Below are 21,479 nucleotides of genomic sequence, written 5' to 3'. Positions count from 1 at the left end.
ATATAACTTTTTACACAAAAAAGAGGCTCTTAAAGAGCGCTCTTTTTAGACTTTAAGCCCCTTCTTTGGGCTTTGGATAAAATTTTGATTTTGTACCACCCGTCTGTTTAACTGGTAAGGTTTTGTATGTTGTTCAACACTTTTTACAATCTTAGATACTGTTCCATGAATCCGTTTCATAGATTGCGCTAGTTGTTGATCATCAAGAGAGGTCAAATTATCAGTCCAAATTGCCATATAGCGAATGGCTTTCTCAGAGGTATCTAACCCAAAATGCTTAGAAACGAGATAACTTGTCATCTCAGCTTCAAGTTCTCTACGATCTTTTGAGACATCTTCCTTATACGAATTAGCAAATTTAGGATTATGTAAGGTAGCATGCGCCAACTCGTGAATGGTTGTTGCAACGACTTCACCAGGAGTATTATCTGGATTCAAAAGTATCTTTTGTTCATCTGGATAAAAAGCTCCTTTCGCACTCCTCAACTCTTTTGCATCGTCTTGATAGATTGTTACCCCAATATTCTTAGCATAGTCTGAAAGTCCTTCAAGCACCTCTTTTGTACGAATATGATCCATATTAAAGTTATAGTGACGATTTGGCATCGCTTTGGGATAAAATTCAGGCTTCAAGGTTGTTTGGGACAACTCAAATACTTTATACGTAGCGAATTTAGCTAAGCCTGTATTTGAATCTCTTTCTTGGAAGAAGCGAGATTTCAATTTTCCTTCTTTCTTTAAAACCTTTTCTTCAGGTGTCGCTTCAGAAAGTCTTTTATATTTTGGATTGCCTTTTCCATTTTTTACCTGGTTCCCATTTTCATCCAATACAGGAATCATTTCAACCATCATAGGTCTAAACAAGGTAATATGTGATTTTTCTCCTGTCTTAACCGAAAGATTGTTATGGACAACTTCTCTTGTTCGACCTGTTTTTTTATTGGTATAGGTATTTCTAGTTTCAAATACCTGATCTGAAGTAATCCCAAGAACTTCCCCCATCGATTGCCATTGATTATAGGTTGCGACTGCACTCGCTCCTGGCCACTGTTCCTGAATCAAAGCTACATTTCTAGGAGAAAGTTCTGGAAACTTACTCATAAAATTCAGATACTCTTCTAACCGTTCTGGTGTTTCTGTGTACTCCCTCACTTTTTGAAAAGCAACTTCACTCAATTCATGAGGCGTTAAAGTAGCATAATCAATACTACTTGAGTTTACTTCAGGGGTTTCCAAATCCGAAATAGATTCCTCTTTCAGAATCTCCTCTACACGCTGAAGCAAATTAGTTTTAGTTTCTTGCTTAGAAGATTGAAAAGCTACCGTTTTTCTTGTATCAGGAGTTTGACCCTCTCCTTCTTCTATCAATCGAGCTGATTCATTCGCTTCCAGGGAAATTTCCTTATTCACCACTCTATTTTCCAGCTGAGAAAGAATTTCTTCATCCATCGATGCTAGTTCAGATTGACCGTTGAGTCGACGATATCCTAACCCTAGCATTTGTGAAATTGGTGTAGTCTCATCTCCAATATCATAACGAATTCCCTCCTTAATCAATTCACCACCTGGAGCATAAACATCAAACTTAATTTTGGTAGGAGGGATATAGCCTTCAGTATTGCCTGCTGTTATTTGTTTTATTCCTTCTTGATGAATTGGATAAAAGTCCTTATTGGCCTTATATAGCTCCCTAGCAAAATCTTGATAAGATATCAGCTCTGTCTCTTTAAATGGCAATTTCGGGCCACCTGGGCGATCCTCAGACCATTGAAGGCGTACATGGTAGTTCTCCTTATAAATATGATCTTGTGTCCATTCTTTATAAAAATCTGAATTTGTATCTAGGAGATAATCTTTCCCAGCTGCAGCAACAATCTGATCAAATTTATCATTGTACTGTTTCGCATAGTCAAGATACTGATTCCAGGCTTGATGAAATTCTTCTGGAGTTTTTGAAATGTCACCTGGCACACCTAAATTATAGACAGTATCTAAGACTTGAGTAAAGGTAGCTGAATCAAGTGAGGTTTTATTCAGTGTGTTCTCTGGAGCTGGTAGTTCAGGTTCATCAGAAACCTCCTCATACTTCTTATTTTTTAAGATAGATAACATTTCCTCGCCACCATCTTTAACATATTCATCATTAATCGATAGCTGTTCAATCTGGCCATCACGTTCACGGAACACACCAAGAATAGGTGTTTTATCTACCGTATCTAGTTCCTTGGTAATTTTTGTCCGAGACTTAAAAACTGATATTGGAATATAGTTTTCTTCCTCTAACTCTTTGAATAGCAAGATAATATCTTTATCATCAGATTTTATAAGACTATCAAAACGTCCACCATATCGCCTAAGATTAGTTAAATCATCAAAATAGAACGAAGTACTTTCTGTTGCGACTGAAAGATCTGATAAGACCTTTAGTTTGTCAAAAGCCGCATCATTATTAGCCAATAAAATATTGTCAAAATGCCCATTTCCTTCTGCAAAATCATGTAAAGTTTTCTCAGGTGTCTGCCCTAATGCAATTGGCTTAATTCCTGTTAGGTGCATGAAGTGCTTTTCTTCAAAATGCACTTGTACAGTCTTATCAGGGGTAACATAATAAATCTTTGAGTTTGCCAACTCATCCAAATAATATTGTGCTGCATTTTGCAAAGCTAGTCTACGGATTGGACGATTTAATTTAGTTAATTCATCCAAGGAAATAGAGTGATAGTAGCCATCATTACTTGACTGAAACTCTTCATTTATGGTAAAATAAAGTAAATGAGAGGATGTCGTAGGACGACTGGTAACAGAGCGTTCAAAGGTGCCAACTTTTGGTACGGGTGTGGGACTGCCTTCAGCTTCGGGCTGTAAAGACCCCAGACTACCACTGGTCCTCTCATTTTTTTGTTGCTCCAAAATCACATCTAGCTCTTGAGATTTCTCAGGGGCTTTTTCTTCTGAAGTCTCCATTATCTTAATAGGATGAGTCTCAAGACGTGACATCAAGTTATTCAACAATTCATGATTTAAAACCACTTCTCCCTCTTGCCCTTCCAGATAGTGGAACAATGTATTTGGAGTTACCACAAAACCATAGGTAAAATCTCTTTTACCCGATTCAATCAATGGATACTCCAGCATTCGCTCAATCGATTGTGATAGATTATCAAGGGTTCTTTCACCAAAATAGACGCCAAAACTGTCACTTGAAAGGCTTTCTATCTGCTTGTTACTATTGTAGGCTGCTATTGCAAGTTCACCAATAAACTGGGTTGAAATATCTACTCCCAAAGTTCTCTGATGAGGTTTCAATGCTTGATACAAAGAATCCTGCTCAGAAGTCCCTTTTTTCTTGTATAAATCAACCGTTCGATCATCAATAGAGGTTAAAAGTGAATGAATAGGAGACAATACTTCCATTCGTTTAGCGTTGAGGTATTTAGTAGGATGGCTATTTCCTAACTTCGCAAAGACATCATACAGATAGAAATCTGGTGCAAATTCGATTGATAATTCTCCAGATTGAATCCGATTATTTAATCTCTTAGTTAATGCTTCGTTTTCCTGCTTTACCTCTTCGTAGCTCATCAATCTTTCAGCATTCTTTTCTGTATTGGCAATAGATTCTTGATTGCTTGGAATATGTTTGTCTTCCATAGTCAGATCTGTTTCAGAGGATCTAGTCGACTGAACAGAAAAAGAGATATTATTCCAATTTTCCTTCAACCATGTTGCATCTTCAGGAGAAAGGTGGCTGGTATCAGGAAAGGGACTTGATTCTGATAAAGTTGCTTCAGCCTTTTCTTCAAATTCTGATTCTCGACTATCAGATTTTTCTTCCTGTTTATTCTTTAGAACATCATTCCAGTCTGTTTTATCTTGCCCTGGTCTTAGTTCTGGTAGATCCGAATTGATAACAGCTCCTTTTGCTTCCAATTCTTGAATGAATGTTCTACCTGCTTTATCATTATCTAAAGCTAGGGTAATTAAATCCGCATTTTTCCCATCTTCAAAAAAGTGATGATCAATAGCTACTTGAAGCCCGTCTGCCATTTGTTCAGGTGTCCATCTTAGTGGTTTTCCTGAAATTTCAGCTTGAATTTGAGATAGATGACGCCCAATAGTCGATTCTTTCAAACCATCCATAGAAACTAATCTGACGTCCTGAAGACTATCCTTGTGCAATTCATAGTAGGACATTAAATCGATTGGACTCTCAGTGAAAATCAATCGTTTTGGACTGCCAATATCAACATGAATACCAGTCATAGGATCGGAGTTTTTCATAATCACTTTAGCATATCCATGTTTTGGCCACTTCTCCCAATTTTCCTGTATTCCTTGTAAAGAGGCTCCAACAACTTCACCTGAAGAAGAAAGGGACTTGAATACAATGACTGGCTCAATCGCATTTGTTGAATTTCCGCTATTACCTTCCGCAAAGTAGTCAAGTTTGGCATTAGCTTGGGCTAAAACGCCCTGTTCCAAAAAATAATCAATCGTTTCATCGGATAGCCCACGTTGATTTCGTAAGTAGTCTCGTCCAGCTGATAACGGCTGCTCGTATTTCTCAAGATAGTATTTAAAATCCTCTTGAGGCCTTTCAACCATTTGAAACTCTTTAAAATTTCCATCATTTAAAAAATCTACCGATTGGTTAAAATCTACTTCCTTTATTGTCTCAACCAAAGAAATCGCATCTCCACCCGTATTTCTAGAAAACCATTTCCATAAATTCTTATCAGGTGAAATAACTAGGCTATCATGTTCTTTCCATCGATAGTCTCGTCCAGATTGAACCAGCTCCATCTGGAGCTCGTTTGCAACATCCAAAATATCTCTAGAACGTGCAAATTCAACACGTTCTCTACGACTTTTCCCACGTCTTGATTCTTGTTCTGTCATATAAAATCTCCTTAAAATCCTTCATACTGTGGTTTGTACGGCTCTTTCTCTGCTTGTAGAAACGTTTCTGGATCTAAGTGAACCAATTCCCCTACTGAAAAAGATTCAAATAGCTCAGAATTTTCCTTAAAATCTAGAACCATTTCTAAATCAGAATTTCTTCCTTGACCCTCAAAATGCACTTGCTTATTATCGGCATTCATTGCCGTAATTAACCATTCAGCTGAAAAGTCAAAGGCTTCAACTGCTACATCTGGAAATACTAGCTCCATTTTTCTTCTCCTTTCTCTTTTTATCCTTCTATTCTATGTAATAATCGAAAAATCACAGTTAAAGGGACAATATAATTCCATTTTCAACAAAAAAGTCATTGCTTTTACAATGACTCTTATATACTTTGTCCTTTTTCCTCAAGTTCTTGCCTCTCATCACTTCTCTCACGTTCCATAAGGGCTTTTTTATTTGCACGTTGGGCCCTTTGAAGAGAATTGGTCAAATTTCTCATAAAATCTGTATTGATGATTGCTTTGCCTTGGGATTGTTGGACGTTTTTTCTTTGCAAGTTCTTCCTTTCTTGCATTTTATGTGAAACAGCTTGAGCTAACTGACTTTTCTGATTGCTTTCTTCCTCTGGCAATATTTTTTGATAGAGTGATTTGAGTTCAGAAAATCCTTTCGCATTCTCCCGTTTTAATTTTTGAATAGTCGTTTGATCAGTCGTTTGTGAAATTTCCTTGTTTCGACTGTAAATCTGATGTTTCAGCTGAAAAATTGAGATATGGGTCTGTAGTTCTTCTATATAGCTATCTTTCGTAACAGGATAGCCCTTTAGAATAGTCAGCACTCCTTCATCTTGAAGAGGTTGAACTGCCGCTAATTCTCCCTTCAGACGTTTAATAGGTGCTTGAATTGTTAATGAATCAGCCTTTTCTACTGAAAAAGAAACACTATCTTCAAATTGGTTAGCAAGAGATTGTTTTAAAGATTGGTCTGCTTCACCTAGTTTATAATTTGGAGTCAGTTGCAATTCAGTCAGCTTCAGTCTTTGAAGAATCTCCTTCTTTTTCAATTCAACAAATGGCTGATCCGTTTCAAGTGGTTGAATTTGATCAAAAAGAGTTTTACGAACTAATAAACTACTTTGTTTTTCCTCCAATAAACTCAATTTTAAAGCATAGCGAAATGTTCCTAACTCCTGGCGCTCTTTTAATGATCGATCACTTTTCTTTTTAGCTGCTTCTACAAGATCTTTCAAATCAGCCGAAGAAAATAGCGATAAGTCTCGTAAACCAAGTTGCTTCTTCAGTAAGTCTTCTTTCATCTGACTCACATCATAAACTAATTCCGTAACATATTCAGGACGTCCCAAACCTGTTCCGTGTTTGTCATAAGCAGCATAGACTGGTTTTGTAATTTCAATGGGTTTTGCCCCATCTTTCAAATCATAACCCAGTTTTTTCCAGGAATCTAGTGTTTTGATAACACTTGCATTTGGATCCTGTTCTAAAATCCTTTGTTGGTTCTTTACTGAGAAATTGGCCAAATTTTTTTCCAGCCGAACGTCAGCTATTTCAGGAGCATTCTCACGAAATAGGTGCAAGATCTTATTTGCTAGTCGTTCTCTCAATTCCTTCTCTCGACTCGCTATTAATTGCTGCAGATGATAGCCTGCAGCCTCCTGTTGTGTTTTCTCAAAACGACCATCAACTTTCCGAATCTTCTCGTAGGTTGATTTTTTTTCAGCTGAATAAGCTCCTCTATAGGTTTCTAGAAAGTTCTTCGTTTCTTTCAGAAATTCTTGATAGAGCTCTTTCCCATCATTTTCTAAATAGGAGTCCAGATAGCGGTCAAGGAAGAATTTACTGACTGCAAAATCTCTTGCATTTGATCCATAACGCCATTTTTTATCCATTGGCAAATGGTTGTAAGCCTGCTCCAAAAAATTTTTTTCAGCCGAAGAACGAACCTTCTGATCTCTAAATACAGAATTAATCAATTCACTTCTGATATTCGCCAAGATTTGTTCTCGTCGAACAATCATTCCTCTAGTCTGTTCATTCAACAGACCATGAAAAACATCACTTTTAAAACGCTCAATAGTTTTCTGGGAAAAGTTTCCTCTAAATTCCATTCGTCCACGAGGTCGATAGAAAATTTTTTCTCTTGCAGATTCAACTTCAGATAAACCAAAATGCACATGAATATTGTCCGTGTTCAAGTGAATATTGGCCCACCAAAATGATGAATCAGATAAGCCTTCTTTTTCAATCAACCTTGGCAATGCTTCACGTATGACAGACTTGATAGCTTGCTGATCGACTTTCCCAGTTTCCAAATCATATAATCCTTCTTTGGCTAAAAAATCATTATCAAAAGAGATAACACCCTGCCATAGAAGAGAGCCATTTTGATAAGCCTGTTCTAACTTACTTTTCAATTCAGTTACTTTGCTACGTTGCAAGTAATTGGCCTCTTTTGTAAAAATCGCTGTCATCTCTTCATTTTGGTTTTCAGTAGCATAAGAACGATTCATATAATCGATGTACTCCTGGAAATTAAGTTTTGTTTCTGGAACTTCAGCTTGGATTTTTTGTAGTTCATCTTCAGTTAGAGACTCAATATTTTGTCTGTGCGTTTCTAAATTTAATTCATTATCAACCTCGACAGCTTCGTCTCTATTGGTGTAGTCTACAAACCCACTATTTGCTTCTGTATATTGCAGCATGAAGGTAATACTTGGACTAGAAGATACGTTCATTATTTTCCTCTCTTTGAATTAAAATAGTCCATTTTTTCTTAAAAGAGCATAGTCTTTTAATAACGGTTGTAATTCTTCAGGTTCAACTTGAAAATCATTGATCCACCGTCCTGATTGAGAAATGTGTAATTCTTTTTGCTCTTCAATAAATTGCATGGGAATCAATAAGATATTTGGTTCTTCTAACTCTGAACCACTTTCTCGTTCTAAAAAGGCGACAATAAAATCTTGATTTCCTTTTGTCCTCAATTGCCAGTGATGAGAGTTCCCGTTTTTCCTTTTATACAATGAGCTGTATTTTACATCAATCGTTAGACCATCTAGCCAAAAATCATATACTGGATTATTTTTCTTGAAATACTTATTCGCATCCGTTGCATCTGGAACATATTTTTGAAAAAGCTCCTCGGCCATTCCCCCGAGCTTAGCTGTCCTAGAACCATACTGAATTTTATCTTGAATTTTAAGGCAGCCACTCTTTATTAATTTCAAATGAGCTATATGAGTAGGCAGCCCTGACTGTTTCACCGCTTCATGAAAATCTCCTGTTTCTAAATAGATTTCAACAATATCTACCATTTACTGTACCTCAATGAGAATGTTTGATAGTTTGACCACGTGCAATATCTTCTTGAATGACATCGTTGATTCTTGCCATCAATTCATGCTGTGTAGGATCCAATCGTGAATGAATAGATTCCAATTCTTGAACATCAAAATCATCTTTCGTAATAGCATGAAAGTTGGTTAGCGTTAGATAGAGAATTTGATCAAGTTGACGATGAATTGCCTTGTTATCATTTCCAGAATCAAAGGCATCCCCAAAATTTTTTTCCAGCTGAGTCAGTCGCTCATAGAAATTTTTTCCTTCTCCTAATTCAATAAAAAGTTTATAAAAAACTTCAATCAAAGTGACAAGCGTTGCTGAATTATTTCGATACTGTTTCTGCAAAGCAGACGATTCTTTCAAGTAGGATTTTATTTCCTTAAATTTTTCATGTGTTTCTTCGCTAAAATATAAGCTAAGTCTTGGATTCATTTTTCCCTCCTCAATTTTTCTGAGATGATCCTGTCAAATAATTGATTTTGTATCCTGGTTGAATATTAAAGATATATACATCAAATGAGATCTCATCATCTTCAATACTCTGTGCTTCCATACGAACTCCTCTAGCAACTAATTCCACATTTCTAAATATAGGTGTTACTCGATAGCGGACATGGTGGTTCGTATTTTTTATGTAGTTAGCAATCTTATTTTCATAGTAAACCATTGATGATTGTTCATCTTCAAAATTTGCATTTAAAGCACGTGTACCTGTAAATAAATTTTTAGCATTCGCATTCTCTCCACTTAATTGAAAACCGATTAAGTGAGAACGATTATATAAATAATCTTCTTTTCCGTTGAAAATTATTTTTTTATTTTTCCATCCTGTTGGTGTAATAGACGAAATAGATTCTCTATCTTCAGTTGGCATCAAATCTTTTCCCAACATCGCTTCAGCAATTCCTACACGGTTTAAAAAATCTAGATCAGAATATTTTTCCCAGCTGCCATTTTCTAAACTCAATTCGTCTTTTGTAAATTGTGATTTTTCATTGACGACAATCACTTGATTTTTTTCATCATACTCCTTCGATTTCAAATCATCATTTTTCAGAGTAGGATTCAAATTTGAGTTGGAATTTTTTTCTTCAGCTGAATCGGCTATGTTCAATTGATTTGGGATATCATTTTGTGTCAAGCCAGATTTGATAGCATTAAAATTGTTAGGTTGTACGATAAAGATCGCAAGAAAAATGAGAATGATGAACAGTGATTTATTCTTCTTCATTTTCAAACACCACCTGACCGTCGTTCAGCTTCAAGTGCTGATACATCATCCATAAAACGTAACCAATTTGTGGTTAGTTCGTTTACAATATCTTGTTTAACATTTAAAGCTGAAAGAGAAATTTCATTCTTCAACATCAATTCTAAAATCTGACTTTGTTGTTGTTTGATATCAGATAATGTTTCTGCAAATTGATTATTGTACAAATTTAATCCGTCATTCATTACGATATTTTGAATTTGCGATAACATAAACTCATTGAAACTTGAATAGTTATATTTTTTTGAAATAGCCTGAAGTTGTTCAAACATATCATCAGGAACATTTCTAATTAAAAAATTTTTAGTCATCACTTTCCACCTCCCCTTCATACTCTAACCAACGTGAAATATGATTGCCATAACGATCCATTTTTTCTTCAAATTCAGATAGTATCCTTGTCTGTTTTTTCATTTGTTTCAGAACATGGTCAGAAGCTAATTTCATATTTTCTAAATGAGCCACATACAAATCTTGAGCACGATTAAATTTTCCATACTCAATTTTTTCACGACAGATTGAGAGCAGAAAATCATTAAATGACTTGGCTTTATTTTTCTTAGCTAGAGCTTTTAGATAGCTAACCTCTTCCTGTGTTAATCCTCTAATGAGAATGTCCATCTGTATCCTCCATCTTATTATTTATTGTCCCAAAAGCAGGACTTCTTTTTTCTTTTGTCGAAGCAAAAGCAAAAAGAAGCAAAAAAGAAAACTTCAACCTCGCAACATCACGAACCGATACGGTTCTATTTTTGCGGTTTTTCAACACACTAACACACACAGAGGGACTAAGGTCCTTTTTAGGTGTGTTGTGGTAGAAAAGAGCATAAGGGAAACTGATATCACGTTCCGTGATATGTTGATAGTATCAACGTTTCCAATGATATCAATTTTCTCGGTTTCACCTACTTACACACACAAGCTATACTTACCTTTACACACTTTATAGGTGTTATACTTACACTGTTTTTATTCTTTACATACTTTTACATACACCATTTTTGACTTTATTTAGAAGTTCAAAACTCAAAAATTAAGACTGATTTTCAGCTGGAAGAGAGCCTTCTTCACGATTTTTCTTCGCTGCTAAACGTTGTTCTTTTTCCTCTTCTTTGATGAGACCTAGTTCCATTTTTAACTCTTCAAAAATCGATTCATACGACTGATTTTTATTTTTCTTCAATTGAATTTGAACATAGATTTTACCAATTTGTTTTTGAAGATTCTCTTCTGCTTCTTTACGTTCCTTTTCCAAAAGGGCAACTTTTTTCTTTGCCTCTTCTAGTTGATTATCAATTTTTGTTAAATCATTTTTAGCCATGATTACTTCTCCTTTTTATTTAATTAATCCAATTGTAACCGAAAATCTCAAATTATTTTTTAAAGGGACAATCATAAAAAATAAATCCCCTTAATTCAAAAATTAAGGAGATTTTTGACTGCTATTTGTTGGTAAACACAAACTCGCTCATCATCGAAAATGCGCTCTTTGTTTCACTTTTTTAATTCATTTCTACAGTTTCAATAGGATTTGAAAATTCAAATGTTCCATCTTTGACTGCCTGTTTTTTCTTATCCAAAGACTCTAATTTAGCCTTTAACTTCTCAATGTTTTTATAAGCTGTTTCAATAGTTCTGTTCTTCGTTTCGATATTTGTATCCAGCGTAGCAATATTCTTTTGATTGGCTTCGAGATCATCACCTGTTAGATATTTTGCTTCCGCTTGAAGACTCGCTTTTCGTGAATTATCATCTTCAATTGATTCCTTTAATTGAGCAATTGAGGTTGTCAATTTTTGAGACTGTTCATTCTGGAAATTGATCTCTTTTTCTATTTCCTGAAGAGTAAATTCTTCTCTGGAGACAACCTCAATAGCTTTAATTTCAAGCTGAGTATTTTGAGGAGTTACAAAAAATTGTACAGTGTCATCTTCTTCAGATTTCTTCTGAGAAACCTTTTTAGAATCACTGGATGGCGATGAAATATTCACATCAATTGAACTAGAAGCGACTGTCTGATTTGTCACATCGATCGCAAATGCACCAAAATTTTTCGGAACTCCTTTAATAATAACTGATACTTTATTATCAATGATTGGGACAACATCCATTTCTATTTTTGAATCTTTATGTTGCGCATAAAGTTTCCATTTCAATCGTTTGGCATCGATGCCCCGATCTATCGAAGTCGTAGCATCTTTCGTCTCAAATTGTAAAACAATAATTCCAGTATCTGGTGAATATTCCTGGCTGACCAGTTTCATCTCACCACTGCCATTCGCAAAAATCTGCTTTGTTTTGAGTTGTTCTGAAGTATAAGTTTGTCTTTGTGGCGAGAAAATTGCTCCCATCAAAAGGGTCAACCAGGTCACAAACAACATTGAGAAAATAACTAGTTTTCTCTTAATAATATTCTCTTGAAACCAAACTTTAATCTTAATAAATGGTTTCAAAATTGGGCTAGATTTTATCTTTTCAATCCATCGTTTTGCTGTCTCTATCATGATAGATTTATCCTTTCTATTCTATGTGAAATAATGATAAAATAAAATAAAAATTATTAGTGAGGTAATTATTTATGTCTTTTCAATCTGCTTATAGTTTAGAATTAAAACAACACGTAACTCCAAAAGAAGCCTTTGATTTTTCCTGTTCTCTAATCGGAACTCCTAATCATTTAACTGATGCCAAAAAATTTCAATGTGGAGAAAAATGCTCCTTCAAATTAACCTTAGCTAACTTCAATAATCCAGACTTTAATAAAACTCCCTATTTTACTCCTGGGGCAAGAAATCAAAAACATGACCCTAATAATTGTCAACGTATGATTGAACATTATCAACAAAGGGAACAAGAAGTAACGTCTGAAAATCATATCTCTTTTTATCGTGAGAAAAATAAACTGATTATTGACTTAGACCTTGTTAAAGGGAGCTTGGCTACTATAACTAAACCTAGACAGAAAGACGAATCCAATTTTTCTTCTGAGTCAAATAAAGATGAAATTCATCGTCAGAGCTCTCATTCCTCTCGTACTGATGAGGACAAGAGGACTTTCCGTAGCCATGTGAAACAACTCAGAGACTTAGTCAATTATTTTTTAGAATACCAGTCTGGAGAGAAGTATACATTCTATGATAAATATAAAAGAGAAATCCAACTCGAAAGATACTTTGTCAATCTAAAAGAAGCAAACCAAAGAGGAATAAACCTAGAAGATGTTCATATCTATTATGATACTGCAACAGTAAAGTCTATTGACAACAAAGAGAACCCTGAAAAAAGTTATTTTTTAGTTAGATTCCATAGTTTATGCACAATTGAACAAGACTCTAATTATCCAACTATAACGATTAACAAAAGCCTCGCTAGCCATCATGGAGTTAAAGGAAAGCTGAAAATATTAGAAAAAGCATCAAAAGATAAACAACCTCTTAAACTATTTTACTTTGGAAAGTTTGTTAAGCATAGTTCTAAGAAATACATTAATCCCGACGTAAGCTATGAAGATATTTTGGACTATTTAGTCATCAGTTAATATTTCAAAATCTAACAATTCTTGATAAGTGAACTCTATAATTTTGTATGAACCAATAAATCTAAAATTCTCTAGAAAATGATTTTCAACAGCTTCCCTAGCTTCCTCAAAACTATTAAAAACTCTTGTACCGCTGATTTCGTCTGACCAAGCTAATTGACCATTTTTTTGTTGGACTAACCAGACACTTTTTCCAACATTGATTTGCATAAGAACAGCGTAATATTTTTGTTCCATATTCTTATTTTCACCTTTCTAATTCTACATAGTATCTATTTATGGTTTTATAATAATGGCTTATCTCTGATTCCCATGCTTCTTATATCCTTTCCAAATAAATGAAACCTTACTTTTCGGCCAAACACTTTTTAGTAACATTAAGAACGCTAATGGTAGCCTTTTCGTTTTAATTTCATTTCCAAAGTTATCACATATAGTTATCCTGAAGAGCGGTACAAACCAGATCGCAATCAAGATAGTTCCAACCACGCCATGCGCAATAGCATTTAAAATTTGATACATACTGTCTCCTTAAATACAACCTAACTTTTCAGGTGCCAAATCCAATGTTAGCCAAAGAGCCTCATCTTGAGAAATATGTGTTAGTCTTCCTCCCTCATCATTAAAACGATGTAGGGTAAACGTTCCATCTGATAATTTTCCTAAAACAACCATTCCTTCATTTGTCCTAGTACGCCATAGTTCACAATCATTTTGAAAGGCTGTCTCGGCCCATTTACTTAGCTTTACCCTTTTAGTCATTTATGGCCTCCTGAATACTTTTCTCATCTGCTACAATCTTTTCCTCTGAATCTCTTGAAGCATATAGATATTTCTTTATTTTTCCCTTACGAATCTTAATGATAGTTGCAGCTTTTTCAACCTGGTATTTTTCTACCAACTTTTGACCTTCTTCTGTCTGAGTGTCAATGTAAAATGTAGGATAGGAACCTTTATTGGCTGCATCTACAACCACACTTTTTCCAACCTGACAGTAAGGACAATCTTTTTTATAAAATACTAGATTTACATTTTGATCAAGTACAGTATTCTGGTATTCCTTCTGAGTAAGGTGAGGATCATAATCTAAGATAAAATAATCTTTATACAGCCTATATCCTCCTAAAACTGCGAGACTCACAAGTAAAATGACAAGAAGAGTCCCTAGAGCTAACTTAACATGCGTAAAAAGCTCTTTCATCCTATCTCCTCCTCATCCATAAAATCAAATATGGAACCTTGAACATAATCAATCTTGGCCAATTCTTTTATTTCTAATTTCAAGTTAGTGAACGTTGTCATCACTTCTTGAAAGAGTAAAGGATCAAATTCCTCGGAATCCAATACACGGACAATTGGCAACATTGGATAATGATCTCTCAACTCCTCCTGCAGGTAATCTGAAATCATTTTATCATTCGAGATAACACTATCTACTCTAATGATCGCTGGAATGCTAGAAATACTCTCCTCGTTTTGATAAAAAGTTAAAGCCACATCCCCTGCAGAAACAGACTCAAATTTTAAATTATCCGATGAAAGCTTAAAATAATAAGCCAATGGTTCCTGACCAACCCCTGTTAGGTAGTATCCTCTAATGATTTTGAATAACTCTGACATCGACCTTTCTCCTTCCTAACAAACTTTTAAAAGTCTAAACGGAGCTTGATACACGTCAGGATAGTGAATCAATCTCTTTTTTCTTTGTTCAGGAAGTGGTTTACGGTAATGTTTTTGAAGATACTGAAAAGCTAGTCCCAAGGTATCAAAAACTAAAACTTTATTCTCCCCATTACAAATATAGTCACCTAATTCAAAACTGAAAATTACGTACTTCATTCTTCTTCTCACTTTCTATTTTGGCCAATCATTGCCAATCGATCTGTCTCTAATTCAGAATCATATCCGTTTTCAAAACGAACTTGTTGACGAATCCCTATAAGTGAGAGAACTAAGAAAAGTCCTCCTACAAATATAAGGCTAAAGAATCCAACTAAAATCAAAATCATATCATTCCTCCATAGATTATTTTATATACATTTATATCTGAGCAATAATCGTAGATATAAATGTAAGGCAGATTGCGGGTTTTTAAAATTATCCAATATCAAGCTCAAATAAAGATAGTTGTTGTGTTTGTTTAAAGCCATCTTTAACCCTTTCTATCACTCTCTGAGTGAACTCTATACTTTCTTCAAAGAAAGCAGCAATATTGGCCATATAAGCCTCCTGACGTTCTTTCTTCACCTTGATAAGGGAAAGCAAGATTGCTTTGATAGAGGCTAATCTGATGCCTCCTCCACGGCCGTGTTTGACTGTGAAGAAGATCTTTTGTTCTGTTTTGAGAACCTTCAATACTTTGTCTAATGAGCGCTCAGGAATGTTCAACTTCTCTCGTATCTCTTTTTTCGTCGTCTGGATAAATGGATCCTCGGATTGATAGAAACCTTCTAAATAAGCCATTACGTCTGTTTTCCATTCATAGAGATGACTATTCTTCCTGTCAGCACGTTTCTTCTTAAATTTGTACCAACGTTGCTTCACAAAGAGATCTGAAGCCTTGAGTTCCTGATTGACCCATGCTTTACATAAAGTCATCACATAATCACGACTAGCAGCTTCATATTTTCCTGAGTAGGCGCTTGTGATAATCTTATGATATTCAGCTGAAGAGAGTGGCTCGTCTAGATTCGCATTAAAACTAGAAAGAACCTCCTCACACTCTTCCTGATCGATTCCTGAAGAGAAGTTGGCTAAAGCCAGCGTGAAAAGAACGTTGTTTCTTCCCATCAAGGCTTTTCCACCTTTGATATTCCCCTCTCTCATCAGCAATTGATACCAGGGCTCATCAATCTGTTTCACCCCTTCAGAGCCCGAAATAACCGTCAAATTGGGCTTTTTACTTGGGAAAGGAAGTTCTGATTGCTTCATTGACCAATCTAACCACTCCTGGAATGAATAGGTATAGTCAGGTTCAAAGAATTCGACATTATCGGTTCGAGGAATACGAGCAATCCCAAAATGGTTACAAGTCAAATCTACTGGTAAAGTTTGAGCAAAGTAATTTCTCAAATTTTGAGAGATAGCTTTAGCCACCTTTACCACTCGAAATTGGGAATGAGCTGTAACATAGGCTGATCCTGATAGGACAAAATAGGCTTGAAATCCCTTATCAGATTTTAGAATCAACGTTGGCATAAAACCTAGCTCCAGAGAAGCGGTTAAAATATCTCCTGTCGTCATTTCTTCAGCTGCAGAGGTAATATCGAAGTCAATGTAGAATGTGTTAATCTGTCTAAGATTATCTTCAGAGTGCCCACGTGTAATCCGTCGACCAGCATCGCTATAGCTTCCATAGCAATATACGTTAGGGGTCCAGTGTGTAAACTGATCCTGATTCTCCAGCAATGATTCGATAGAGGTTAAAACAACACCACGTGCCTTCACCATATTCGCTTTTGAACGATAAGCAAATACAGAGCCTCTTCTTCCTTCTTCAGCTGAAGAGATGAGCTGTAGATGACTATTCTTAAATTTTTGTGTTCTTAATCCGTCTTTTGTGATGATGGATAAGCATTTTAATAAATCAATCTTTTTCATGGTTTTTAGGACTCTCATATCCCTTCACTAGTTATAGTTTGAAGTCAAGTACACTTATAATATATGGCGCCAACTCATTATATGAGAAGTAAATCATTGCCCCTCCTACCAAAATTAAAAATATACTTAACATCCATTCCCAAGGACTTAGAGACAAAAAGAAATCTTTCTCACCACTCCAGCCAAGTCTAATGTCTGTATTTTTAGCTATGATAAATACTCCATTGAACGAAATGCACACTCCTATAATAAACAATACAATAAACAACAAAATCATATAATTTCCTCCTATGTTCATTCTCATTTATTCAACAATTCTTCTGATAACAACCTGGTCTGTAATAAACTTTTGTCTGACAAGATTCATCATTAAATCCATAAAAACAGTGACTACACAGCGTTCTGTTTTTATCTACCCACCAGCAAGGACCATACTTTTCATCGATACAAGGTGTAACCCAGTTGCAAGCACATCGTCTACAAATTCCAGTTTCCATTTTCTATCCCTCGTTTATTCTCATGCTTTTAGGTAGCTTTTTACTCGGTAAGCAGCAACCTTCAGATAAGTCCCCTTTGCTATAAAATTCAGGACTACTTGTCATTACATGGTCACTTCTTCTCCAGCCTCTACGAAGTTGTTTGTAAGATAAAGAAACACGCTTCTCAATTTCTTTAAAACTAAATCCCAACTTCAAATATGTTGTTACAATAGTAGTAGCATGTTCTTTGGACTCTTCGCTTCTTGTTCTTCGCTGAAAGTTAATCTGCTTATCTTCTTCATTTAATGCTATCTGATAATCAATAAACAACTTCCGCATTTCCATAATTTTATGTTGCCAGGCCAAACTGTAAGGCTGCCCTGAATATCGATTCACTAAGTCCTTCACGGGTTGTTTAAATTTCAGCTGAAGAGGATCGAATTCCCCAAGGTCAGAAAAGGGATCAATGAAACCTAATGGTTCGCTTTGAATTAATTCATTGTATAGCGCTTCTCTGTCCATCCTAATATATCTCCTTCTGTTAAATGCACGTCATTGAGTCAAATAAGCTTAACTGGATGGTTGTAGGCGCTTGTTCGCTGTTTCCATTCTTATCATGATCGATAACGTCAAAGATTTCTAACGTGTCTAAATTCATTACAATCTCTAATCCTAACATCGTTGAACTCCTTTCAAATAGAATTTTAAGCGAACAAAAAAGAGAACAGATTTCTCTGTTCTCCTAAAAATATTGAATTATTTGATTTTCTAAAAACTCTTACCACTTACACTGTTTAAAACCGTGAATTACTCTACTGATTTCAGGGCTTCGAGCATATCCACTTTTCTTAAGTGGTGATTGACAAAGACGCCCAGTAAAGCCAAAATCACAGTCACTGCTACGATTGGAAGCGCATAGACTTCCCAGCTGACTTGTGGATAAAAAAGTATGGTGGCTGGTGAAATCATTTGGACCAAAAATTGATGTAAATAGTGGCCAGCTACCAAACCGAGAGCAATTCCCACAAGGGACAGCACCATAGTCTCACGGTAGATATAGAGGGTCACCTCTTTATTATGGAAACCGAGAACCTTGATAGTGGAAAGTTCACGGATACGTTCTGCCACATTGATATTGGTGAGATTGTAAAGAATGACAATGGCTAGTAAAACGGAAACAAGGACAAGGATGGCCATGGTTTTATTGAGCGAACTAGCCACGGATTCAAAGAGATGGATGGCCGTCGCATTTTGGACGACCCCAGAAACAGCTGGTTTTTCCATAAAGATAGCAGCTTCTTTCTCGATATTGGAAGGTGTTGGATCTTTTAATTTTACTAGGTAGGTATTGTCTTGTGGACTGGTACCGTAGACTTGTTCGTATGTGTCTCGTTTGAGATAAACAAAGTGTCCAACATAGTTTTCAGAAATAGCCGATACCTTGATTTCCTTCCCATCAAGCTCCAACTCGTCCCCAATCGTAACATTTGCTAGTTGAGCTAGTTTTTGACTCACGACCGCTCCATCTGTGATCTGCACCTCTTGGCCATTTTCCTCTAATGCGATAAAGAGCTTGAAGTCTTCTCCACTAGTAACCATCATGGTGATGGTTTGAGGTCCTGCTTTTCCTTTAAAATCTTTTTCAATGGATTTAGAGTAAATCTTTTGATAAGCATGGATAGGTTCGGCTTGCAAGGCACTTTCTAAATCTGCCTTTTCTTGCTCCGTTGCACTGCTCTTTTCCGCTACGATCATCTGGTATTGCTGAATTTGTTCAAATTGACGATCGACAACTCCTCCCACAGAAGACTGAATGCCAAGACCTGCAAATAGGAGAGCAACCGAACCCGCAACTCCAAAAATGGTCATCAACATCCGTTGCTTATAACGGAAAATATTTCGCGCCGTAACCTTATGAGTAAAACTCAAACGACTCCAAATAAAGCTCAGGCGTTCCAGCAAAATCTTTGATCCCTTAACGGGAGGTTTGGGAAGTAAGAGTTGGGCTGATTCATCGTGTAGTTCCCTCCGTGCCACCAGATAAGCCGGCAAAACACTGGATACCCAACTCAAGGCTAGGGCAAGGAGGCTATAAGACCAGTAAAAATACTCCTGACTTTTACCAACGACCATTCCTGCTGTTATAACATCCGAAATCACACCTGCAAGGAGATAATGTCCTAGAAGCGTTCCTAAAATGGTTCCTACAGTTCCTGCAAGAAAACCATAGAGGACAAACTTGGCAATTATATCTTGATTCCGGTAACCTAGGGCCTTGAAAATACCGGCATTGGTACGTTCTTCATCCACAAAGCGAGTCATCGTTGTAAAGGTCGCCATTGCAGCGACCATATAAAGCACAACGGGAAAGATATTCCCGACAGAACGAATGCTTGCTGAAGCGTTACTGTACATGAGATAGCCTTGACCACCTGGCATAGTTTGGCGGTTGTATACATGGTATTTCGGCTCTGCCAGTTCATCAAGCTCTTTCTGACGCTGTTCAATCTTCTCTTTTTCCTTAGTTAGATCACTCTCTGTCTGAGCCAGTTTTTCTTTTTGAGTCGCCAGTTCTTCCTTTGCTTTTATCAGCTGTCCCTCGATTTGACTCTTTTGCGGTTCTGGTAAAGCGGTCGCTTGTTCTTCTTGGGTTTTCAAGCGACTTTCAGCCTGCTCTAACTGACTCTTGCCATTTTGAAAGTTGCTTTCAGCAGTTTGGAGCTGTTCTTTCCCCTCTTCCAAGCTCTTTTGCCCATTTGCTTTGATACCTGCCAATCTTTTTTGACCATTATCTGCTAGCAAGTCTTGCAACTCTTCCTGATGTTGGGTTCGTTTGGTCTTATAGTCTGATGAAAAAGCATCCAGATTTTTTAAATCATCATAGCGCACACGCGCAATACTATAAACATCTGAATCAAACTGGCTGGGCAAAATCACTCCATAGCCAGCCAAGCTTCCATTTCCACTGCTAGCACTCCCTAGGTCTTTTTTAGAAAGGAGCTCACCCGACTGAACAAATCCAGTAATTGTAAAAGTTTGGGATTTTAGGACGGACTTCCCTTCTTCTTTCTTAGTAAAGGTAATGGTCTGCCCAATCTGATAGCGGTCTTTCCAGAAGTCGGCTAAGGCAATTTCCTCATCAGCCTCTGGCAGTCGCCCTTCTGTCACTTGGAAGGTTGAAATCCCCTCTGTCTTGGAATAAAGTCGAACCGCTTCTTCACTATTTTCAACGGTTAGGTCTGCCATATAACCAAACTCAACACTTGCTCCTTGAAGGGTCTTTAATTCGTCTTGGTCTTCTTTGTCCAAGCCATAATCAGCTATCACTGCCAGATCTAGGGTATTGGCTTTACGGAGATAATCCCCTGCCGTACGTTCCATATTTGGACTGGCCACTTTGAGACCAACAAGGGCTAAAGAACCCAGCATCATCAAGGTCAGGATAGAAACAAAGCGTCCCTTTGAAGCCGTCACTGACTGAAATAGGTCTTTCCGATACGTTTTTTTCATGCTAATACTCCAATGTATCGATATCCTGCGGATGCTCATTGACCGTCATGCTCTTAACTGTAGCATCGCGCATATGAATCACCCGATCTGCAATAGGGGCTAGCGCGCCATTGTGGGTTACGATAATCACCGTTGCTCCTTTTTGACGAGACATGTCTTGGAGAATCTTCAAGACTTGCTTCCCCGTCTGGTAATCCAAGGCACCCGTCGGTTCATCACAAAGGAGGATTTTAGGATTTTTGGCTACAGCACGTGCGATGGAGACTCGCTGTTGCTCCCCTCCAGAAAGCTGGGCTGGAAAGTTATTCAGGCGATGAGCCAGACCTACATCTTTGAGCACTTGCTCTGGATCCAAGGCATCTGTCACGATTTCTGAAGCCAGTTCCACATTTTCCTTGGCCGTCAGATTAGAGACCAGATTGTAAAATTGAAAAACAAAGCCTACATCTTCACGACGATAGTTTGTTCGTTGGTGCGAACTATAGTTGGCAATATTGGCACCATCAATCCAAATCTCCCCCTCATCATTGGTATCCATACCTCCTAAAAGATTGAGAACGGTTGATTTTCCAGCACCTGAAGCGCCAAGTATGATAACCAGCTCCCCTTTTTCAATTTCAAAATTCACATCACGATTAGCCACAATCTCTGTATCCCCAACCTGGTAACGCTTGTAGCTGTGTTTCATCTCAATATAAGCCATCAGACACACCTTCCCTCAAACAAATTACTTCCTATTATCATTATAACGCTTTTTCAACTAGTTGGAAACCAGAAGCAAAAACAAAAAGCCTAGGAATCCTAGGCTTTCTGTTTAT

General features: G+C 36.8%; 24 protein-coding genes. 1 reads left to right on the top strand and 23 read right to left on the bottom strand.

The window, feature by feature from the left end:
- Positions 1 to 45: 45 nt before the first annotated feature.
- From HMPREF9189_RS04130 to HMPREF9189_RS04085, 10 genes are all read right to left on the bottom strand, one after another.
- Positions 46 to 4,899: a PBECR4 domain-containing protein gene (locus HMPREF9189_RS04130; RefSeq protein ID WP_000139146.1), complete on the bottom strand. Its 4,854-nt coding sequence runs from the start codon at positions 4,897 to 4,899 to the stop codon at positions 46 to 48.
- Between the two features lie 11 nt (positions 4,900 to 4,910).
- Positions 4,911 to 5,171 (bottom strand): hypothetical protein, encoded by a 261-nt coding sequence (locus HMPREF9189_RS04125; protein ID WP_000424244.1) that lies wholly within the window; start codon positions 5,169 to 5,171, stop codon positions 4,911 to 4,913.
- A 116-nt stretch (positions 5,172 to 5,287) separates the two neighbouring features.
- On the bottom strand, positions 5,288 to 7,657 hold the full coding sequence (gene mobP2 / locus HMPREF9189_RS04120; RefSeq protein ID WP_001103206.1) for a MobP2 family relaxase: 2,370 nt from the start codon (positions 7,655 to 7,657) through the stop codon (positions 5,288 to 5,290).
- Between the two features lie 18 nt (positions 7,658 to 7,675).
- Entirely contained in the window at positions 7,676 to 8,236 is a 561-nt protein-coding gene (locus HMPREF9189_RS04115) for a hypothetical protein (RefSeq protein WP_000227716.1), read from the bottom strand.
- A gap of 10 nt (positions 8,237 to 8,246) precedes the next feature.
- Positions 8,247 to 8,696, bottom strand: a complete 450-nt coding sequence (locus HMPREF9189_RS04110) for a hypothetical protein (RefSeq protein ID WP_001069604.1) — start codon at positions 8,694 to 8,696, stop codon at positions 8,247 to 8,249.
- Between the two features lie 10 nt (positions 8,697 to 8,706).
- Complete coding sequence (locus HMPREF9189_RS04105; RefSeq protein WP_000739746.1) at positions 8,707 to 9,495, bottom strand: DNA/RNA non-specific endonuclease; 789 nt, start codon at positions 9,493 to 9,495, stop codon at positions 8,707 to 8,709.
- Positions 9,496 to 9,497: 2 nt separating this feature from the next.
- The gene (locus HMPREF9189_RS04100; protein WP_000164565.1) at positions 9,498 to 9,845 is read right to left on the bottom strand and encodes a hypothetical protein; all 348 of its coding nucleotides are present in this window, start codon (positions 9,843 to 9,845) and stop codon (positions 9,498 to 9,500) included.
- Positions 9,838 to 10,155, bottom strand: a complete 318-nt coding sequence (locus HMPREF9189_RS04095; protein WP_000353213.1) for a hypothetical protein — start codon at positions 10,153 to 10,155, stop codon at positions 9,838 to 9,840. Before HMPREF9189_RS04095 ends, HMPREF9189_RS04100 begins: the two co-directional genes overlap by 8 nt.
- A gap of 412 nt (positions 10,156 to 10,567) precedes the next feature.
- On the bottom strand, positions 10,568 to 10,855 hold the full coding sequence (locus tag HMPREF9189_RS04090) for a hypothetical protein (protein ID WP_001096995.1): 288 nt from the start codon (positions 10,853 to 10,855) through the stop codon (positions 10,568 to 10,570).
- A gap of 181 nt (positions 10,856 to 11,036) precedes the next feature.
- Positions 11,037 to 12,038, bottom strand: coding sequence for a hypothetical protein (locus HMPREF9189_RS04085; protein WP_000573156.1), 1,002 nt, complete (start codon positions 12,036 to 12,038; stop codon positions 11,037 to 11,039).
- A gap of 74 nt (positions 12,039 to 12,112) precedes the next feature.
- Between HMPREF9189_RS04085 and HMPREF9189_RS04080 the strand changes: the two genes are divergently transcribed.
- Positions 12,113 to 13,072 carry a hypothetical protein gene (locus HMPREF9189_RS04080; RefSeq protein WP_000009937.1) on the top strand — a complete coding sequence of 320 codons (960 nt, stop codon included), beginning with the start codon at positions 12,113 to 12,115 and terminating at the stop codon, positions 13,070 to 13,072.
- On the opposite strand, the gene HMPREF9189_RS04075 is transcribed toward HMPREF9189_RS04080, so the two are convergent.
- The 13 genes from HMPREF9189_RS04075 to HMPREF9189_RS04025 all read right to left on the bottom strand — a co-directional run bounded on the left by HMPREF9189_RS04075 (position 13,058) and on the right by HMPREF9189_RS04025 (position 21,364).
- Entirely contained in the window at positions 13,058 to 13,309 is a 252-nt protein-coding gene (locus HMPREF9189_RS04075) for a hypothetical protein (protein ID WP_000436118.1), read from the bottom strand. The two genes, HMPREF9189_RS04080 and HMPREF9189_RS04075, sit on opposite strands and share 15 nt — an antisense overlap.
- A 60-nt stretch (positions 13,310 to 13,369) precedes the next feature.
- The gene (locus HMPREF9189_RS04070; RefSeq protein WP_000284341.1) at positions 13,370 to 13,594 is read right to left on the bottom strand and encodes a hypothetical protein; all 225 of its coding nucleotides are present in this window, start codon (positions 13,592 to 13,594) and stop codon (positions 13,370 to 13,372) included.
- Positions 13,595 to 13,603: 9 nt separating this feature from the next.
- On the bottom strand, positions 13,604 to 13,834 hold the full coding sequence (locus tag HMPREF9189_RS04065; protein WP_000167063.1) for a hypothetical protein: 231 nt from the start codon (positions 13,832 to 13,834) through the stop codon (positions 13,604 to 13,606).
- Positions 13,827 to 14,273 (bottom strand): thioredoxin domain-containing protein, encoded by a 447-nt coding sequence (locus HMPREF9189_RS04060; RefSeq protein ID WP_000661092.1) that lies wholly within the window; start codon positions 14,271 to 14,273, stop codon positions 13,827 to 13,829. Before HMPREF9189_RS04060 ends, HMPREF9189_RS04065 begins: the two co-directional genes overlap by 8 nt.
- The gene (locus HMPREF9189_RS04055; RefSeq protein ID WP_001292117.1) at positions 14,270 to 14,692 is read right to left on the bottom strand and encodes a hypothetical protein; all 423 of its coding nucleotides are present in this window, start codon (positions 14,690 to 14,692) and stop codon (positions 14,270 to 14,272) included. Before HMPREF9189_RS04055 ends, HMPREF9189_RS04060 begins: the two co-directional genes overlap by 4 nt.
- A gap of 15 nt (positions 14,693 to 14,707) precedes the next feature.
- Positions 14,708 to 14,911, bottom strand: a complete 204-nt coding sequence (locus HMPREF9189_RS12505; protein WP_000878299.1) for a hypothetical protein — start codon at positions 14,909 to 14,911, stop codon at positions 14,708 to 14,710.
- Positions 14,912 to 14,919: 8 nt separating this feature from the next.
- Positions 14,920 to 15,081, bottom strand: a complete 162-nt coding sequence (locus tag HMPREF9189_RS12410; RefSeq protein WP_000600806.1) for a hypothetical protein — start codon at positions 15,079 to 15,081, stop codon at positions 14,920 to 14,922.
- A gap of 88 nt (positions 15,082 to 15,169) precedes the next feature.
- Positions 15,170 to 16,672 carry a primase C-terminal domain-containing protein gene (locus HMPREF9189_RS04045; protein ID WP_000717781.1) on the bottom strand — a complete coding sequence of 501 codons (1,503 nt, stop codon included), beginning with the start codon at positions 16,670 to 16,672 and terminating at the stop codon, positions 15,170 to 15,172.
- Positions 16,673 to 16,703: 31 nt separating this feature from the next.
- Positions 16,704 to 16,949 carry a hypothetical protein gene (locus HMPREF9189_RS04040; protein ID WP_000601796.1) on the bottom strand — a complete coding sequence of 82 codons (246 nt, stop codon included), beginning with the start codon at positions 16,947 to 16,949 and terminating at the stop codon, positions 16,704 to 16,706.
- Positions 16,950 to 17,172: 223 nt separating this feature from the next.
- The gene (locus HMPREF9189_RS04035) at positions 17,173 to 17,673 is read right to left on the bottom strand and encodes a hypothetical protein (protein ID WP_000373371.1); all 501 of its coding nucleotides are present in this window, start codon (positions 17,671 to 17,673) and stop codon (positions 17,173 to 17,175) included.
- A 19-nt stretch (positions 17,674 to 17,692) separates the two neighbouring features.
- Positions 17,693 to 17,830: a hypothetical protein gene (locus HMPREF9189_RS12465; protein ID WP_000901043.1), complete on the bottom strand. Its 138-nt coding sequence runs from the start codon at positions 17,828 to 17,830 to the stop codon at positions 17,693 to 17,695.
- A gap of 128 nt (positions 17,831 to 17,958) precedes the next feature.
- Positions 17,959 to 20,667 (bottom strand): ABC transporter permease, encoded by a 2,709-nt coding sequence (locus HMPREF9189_RS04030; protein WP_176601961.1) that lies wholly within the window; start codon positions 20,665 to 20,667, stop codon positions 17,959 to 17,961.
- Positions 20,663 to 21,364 (bottom strand): ABC transporter ATP-binding protein, encoded by a 702-nt coding sequence (locus HMPREF9189_RS04025; protein WP_000323386.1) that lies wholly within the window; start codon positions 21,362 to 21,364, stop codon positions 20,663 to 20,665. The genes HMPREF9189_RS04030 and HMPREF9189_RS04025 overlap by 5 nt, the downstream gene beginning before the upstream one ends.
- Positions 21,365 to 21,479 lie beyond the last annotated feature (115 nt).

This window comes from Streptococcus sp. oral taxon 071 str. 73H25AP (genome assembly GCF_000146755.1).
Lineage (GTDB): Bacteria > Bacillota > Bacilli > Lactobacillales > Streptococcaceae > Streptococcus > Streptococcus oralis_T.
The sequence above is the reverse complement of the archived record's forward strand: the minus strand, read 5'-3'. Positions and strand labels throughout refer to the sequence as shown.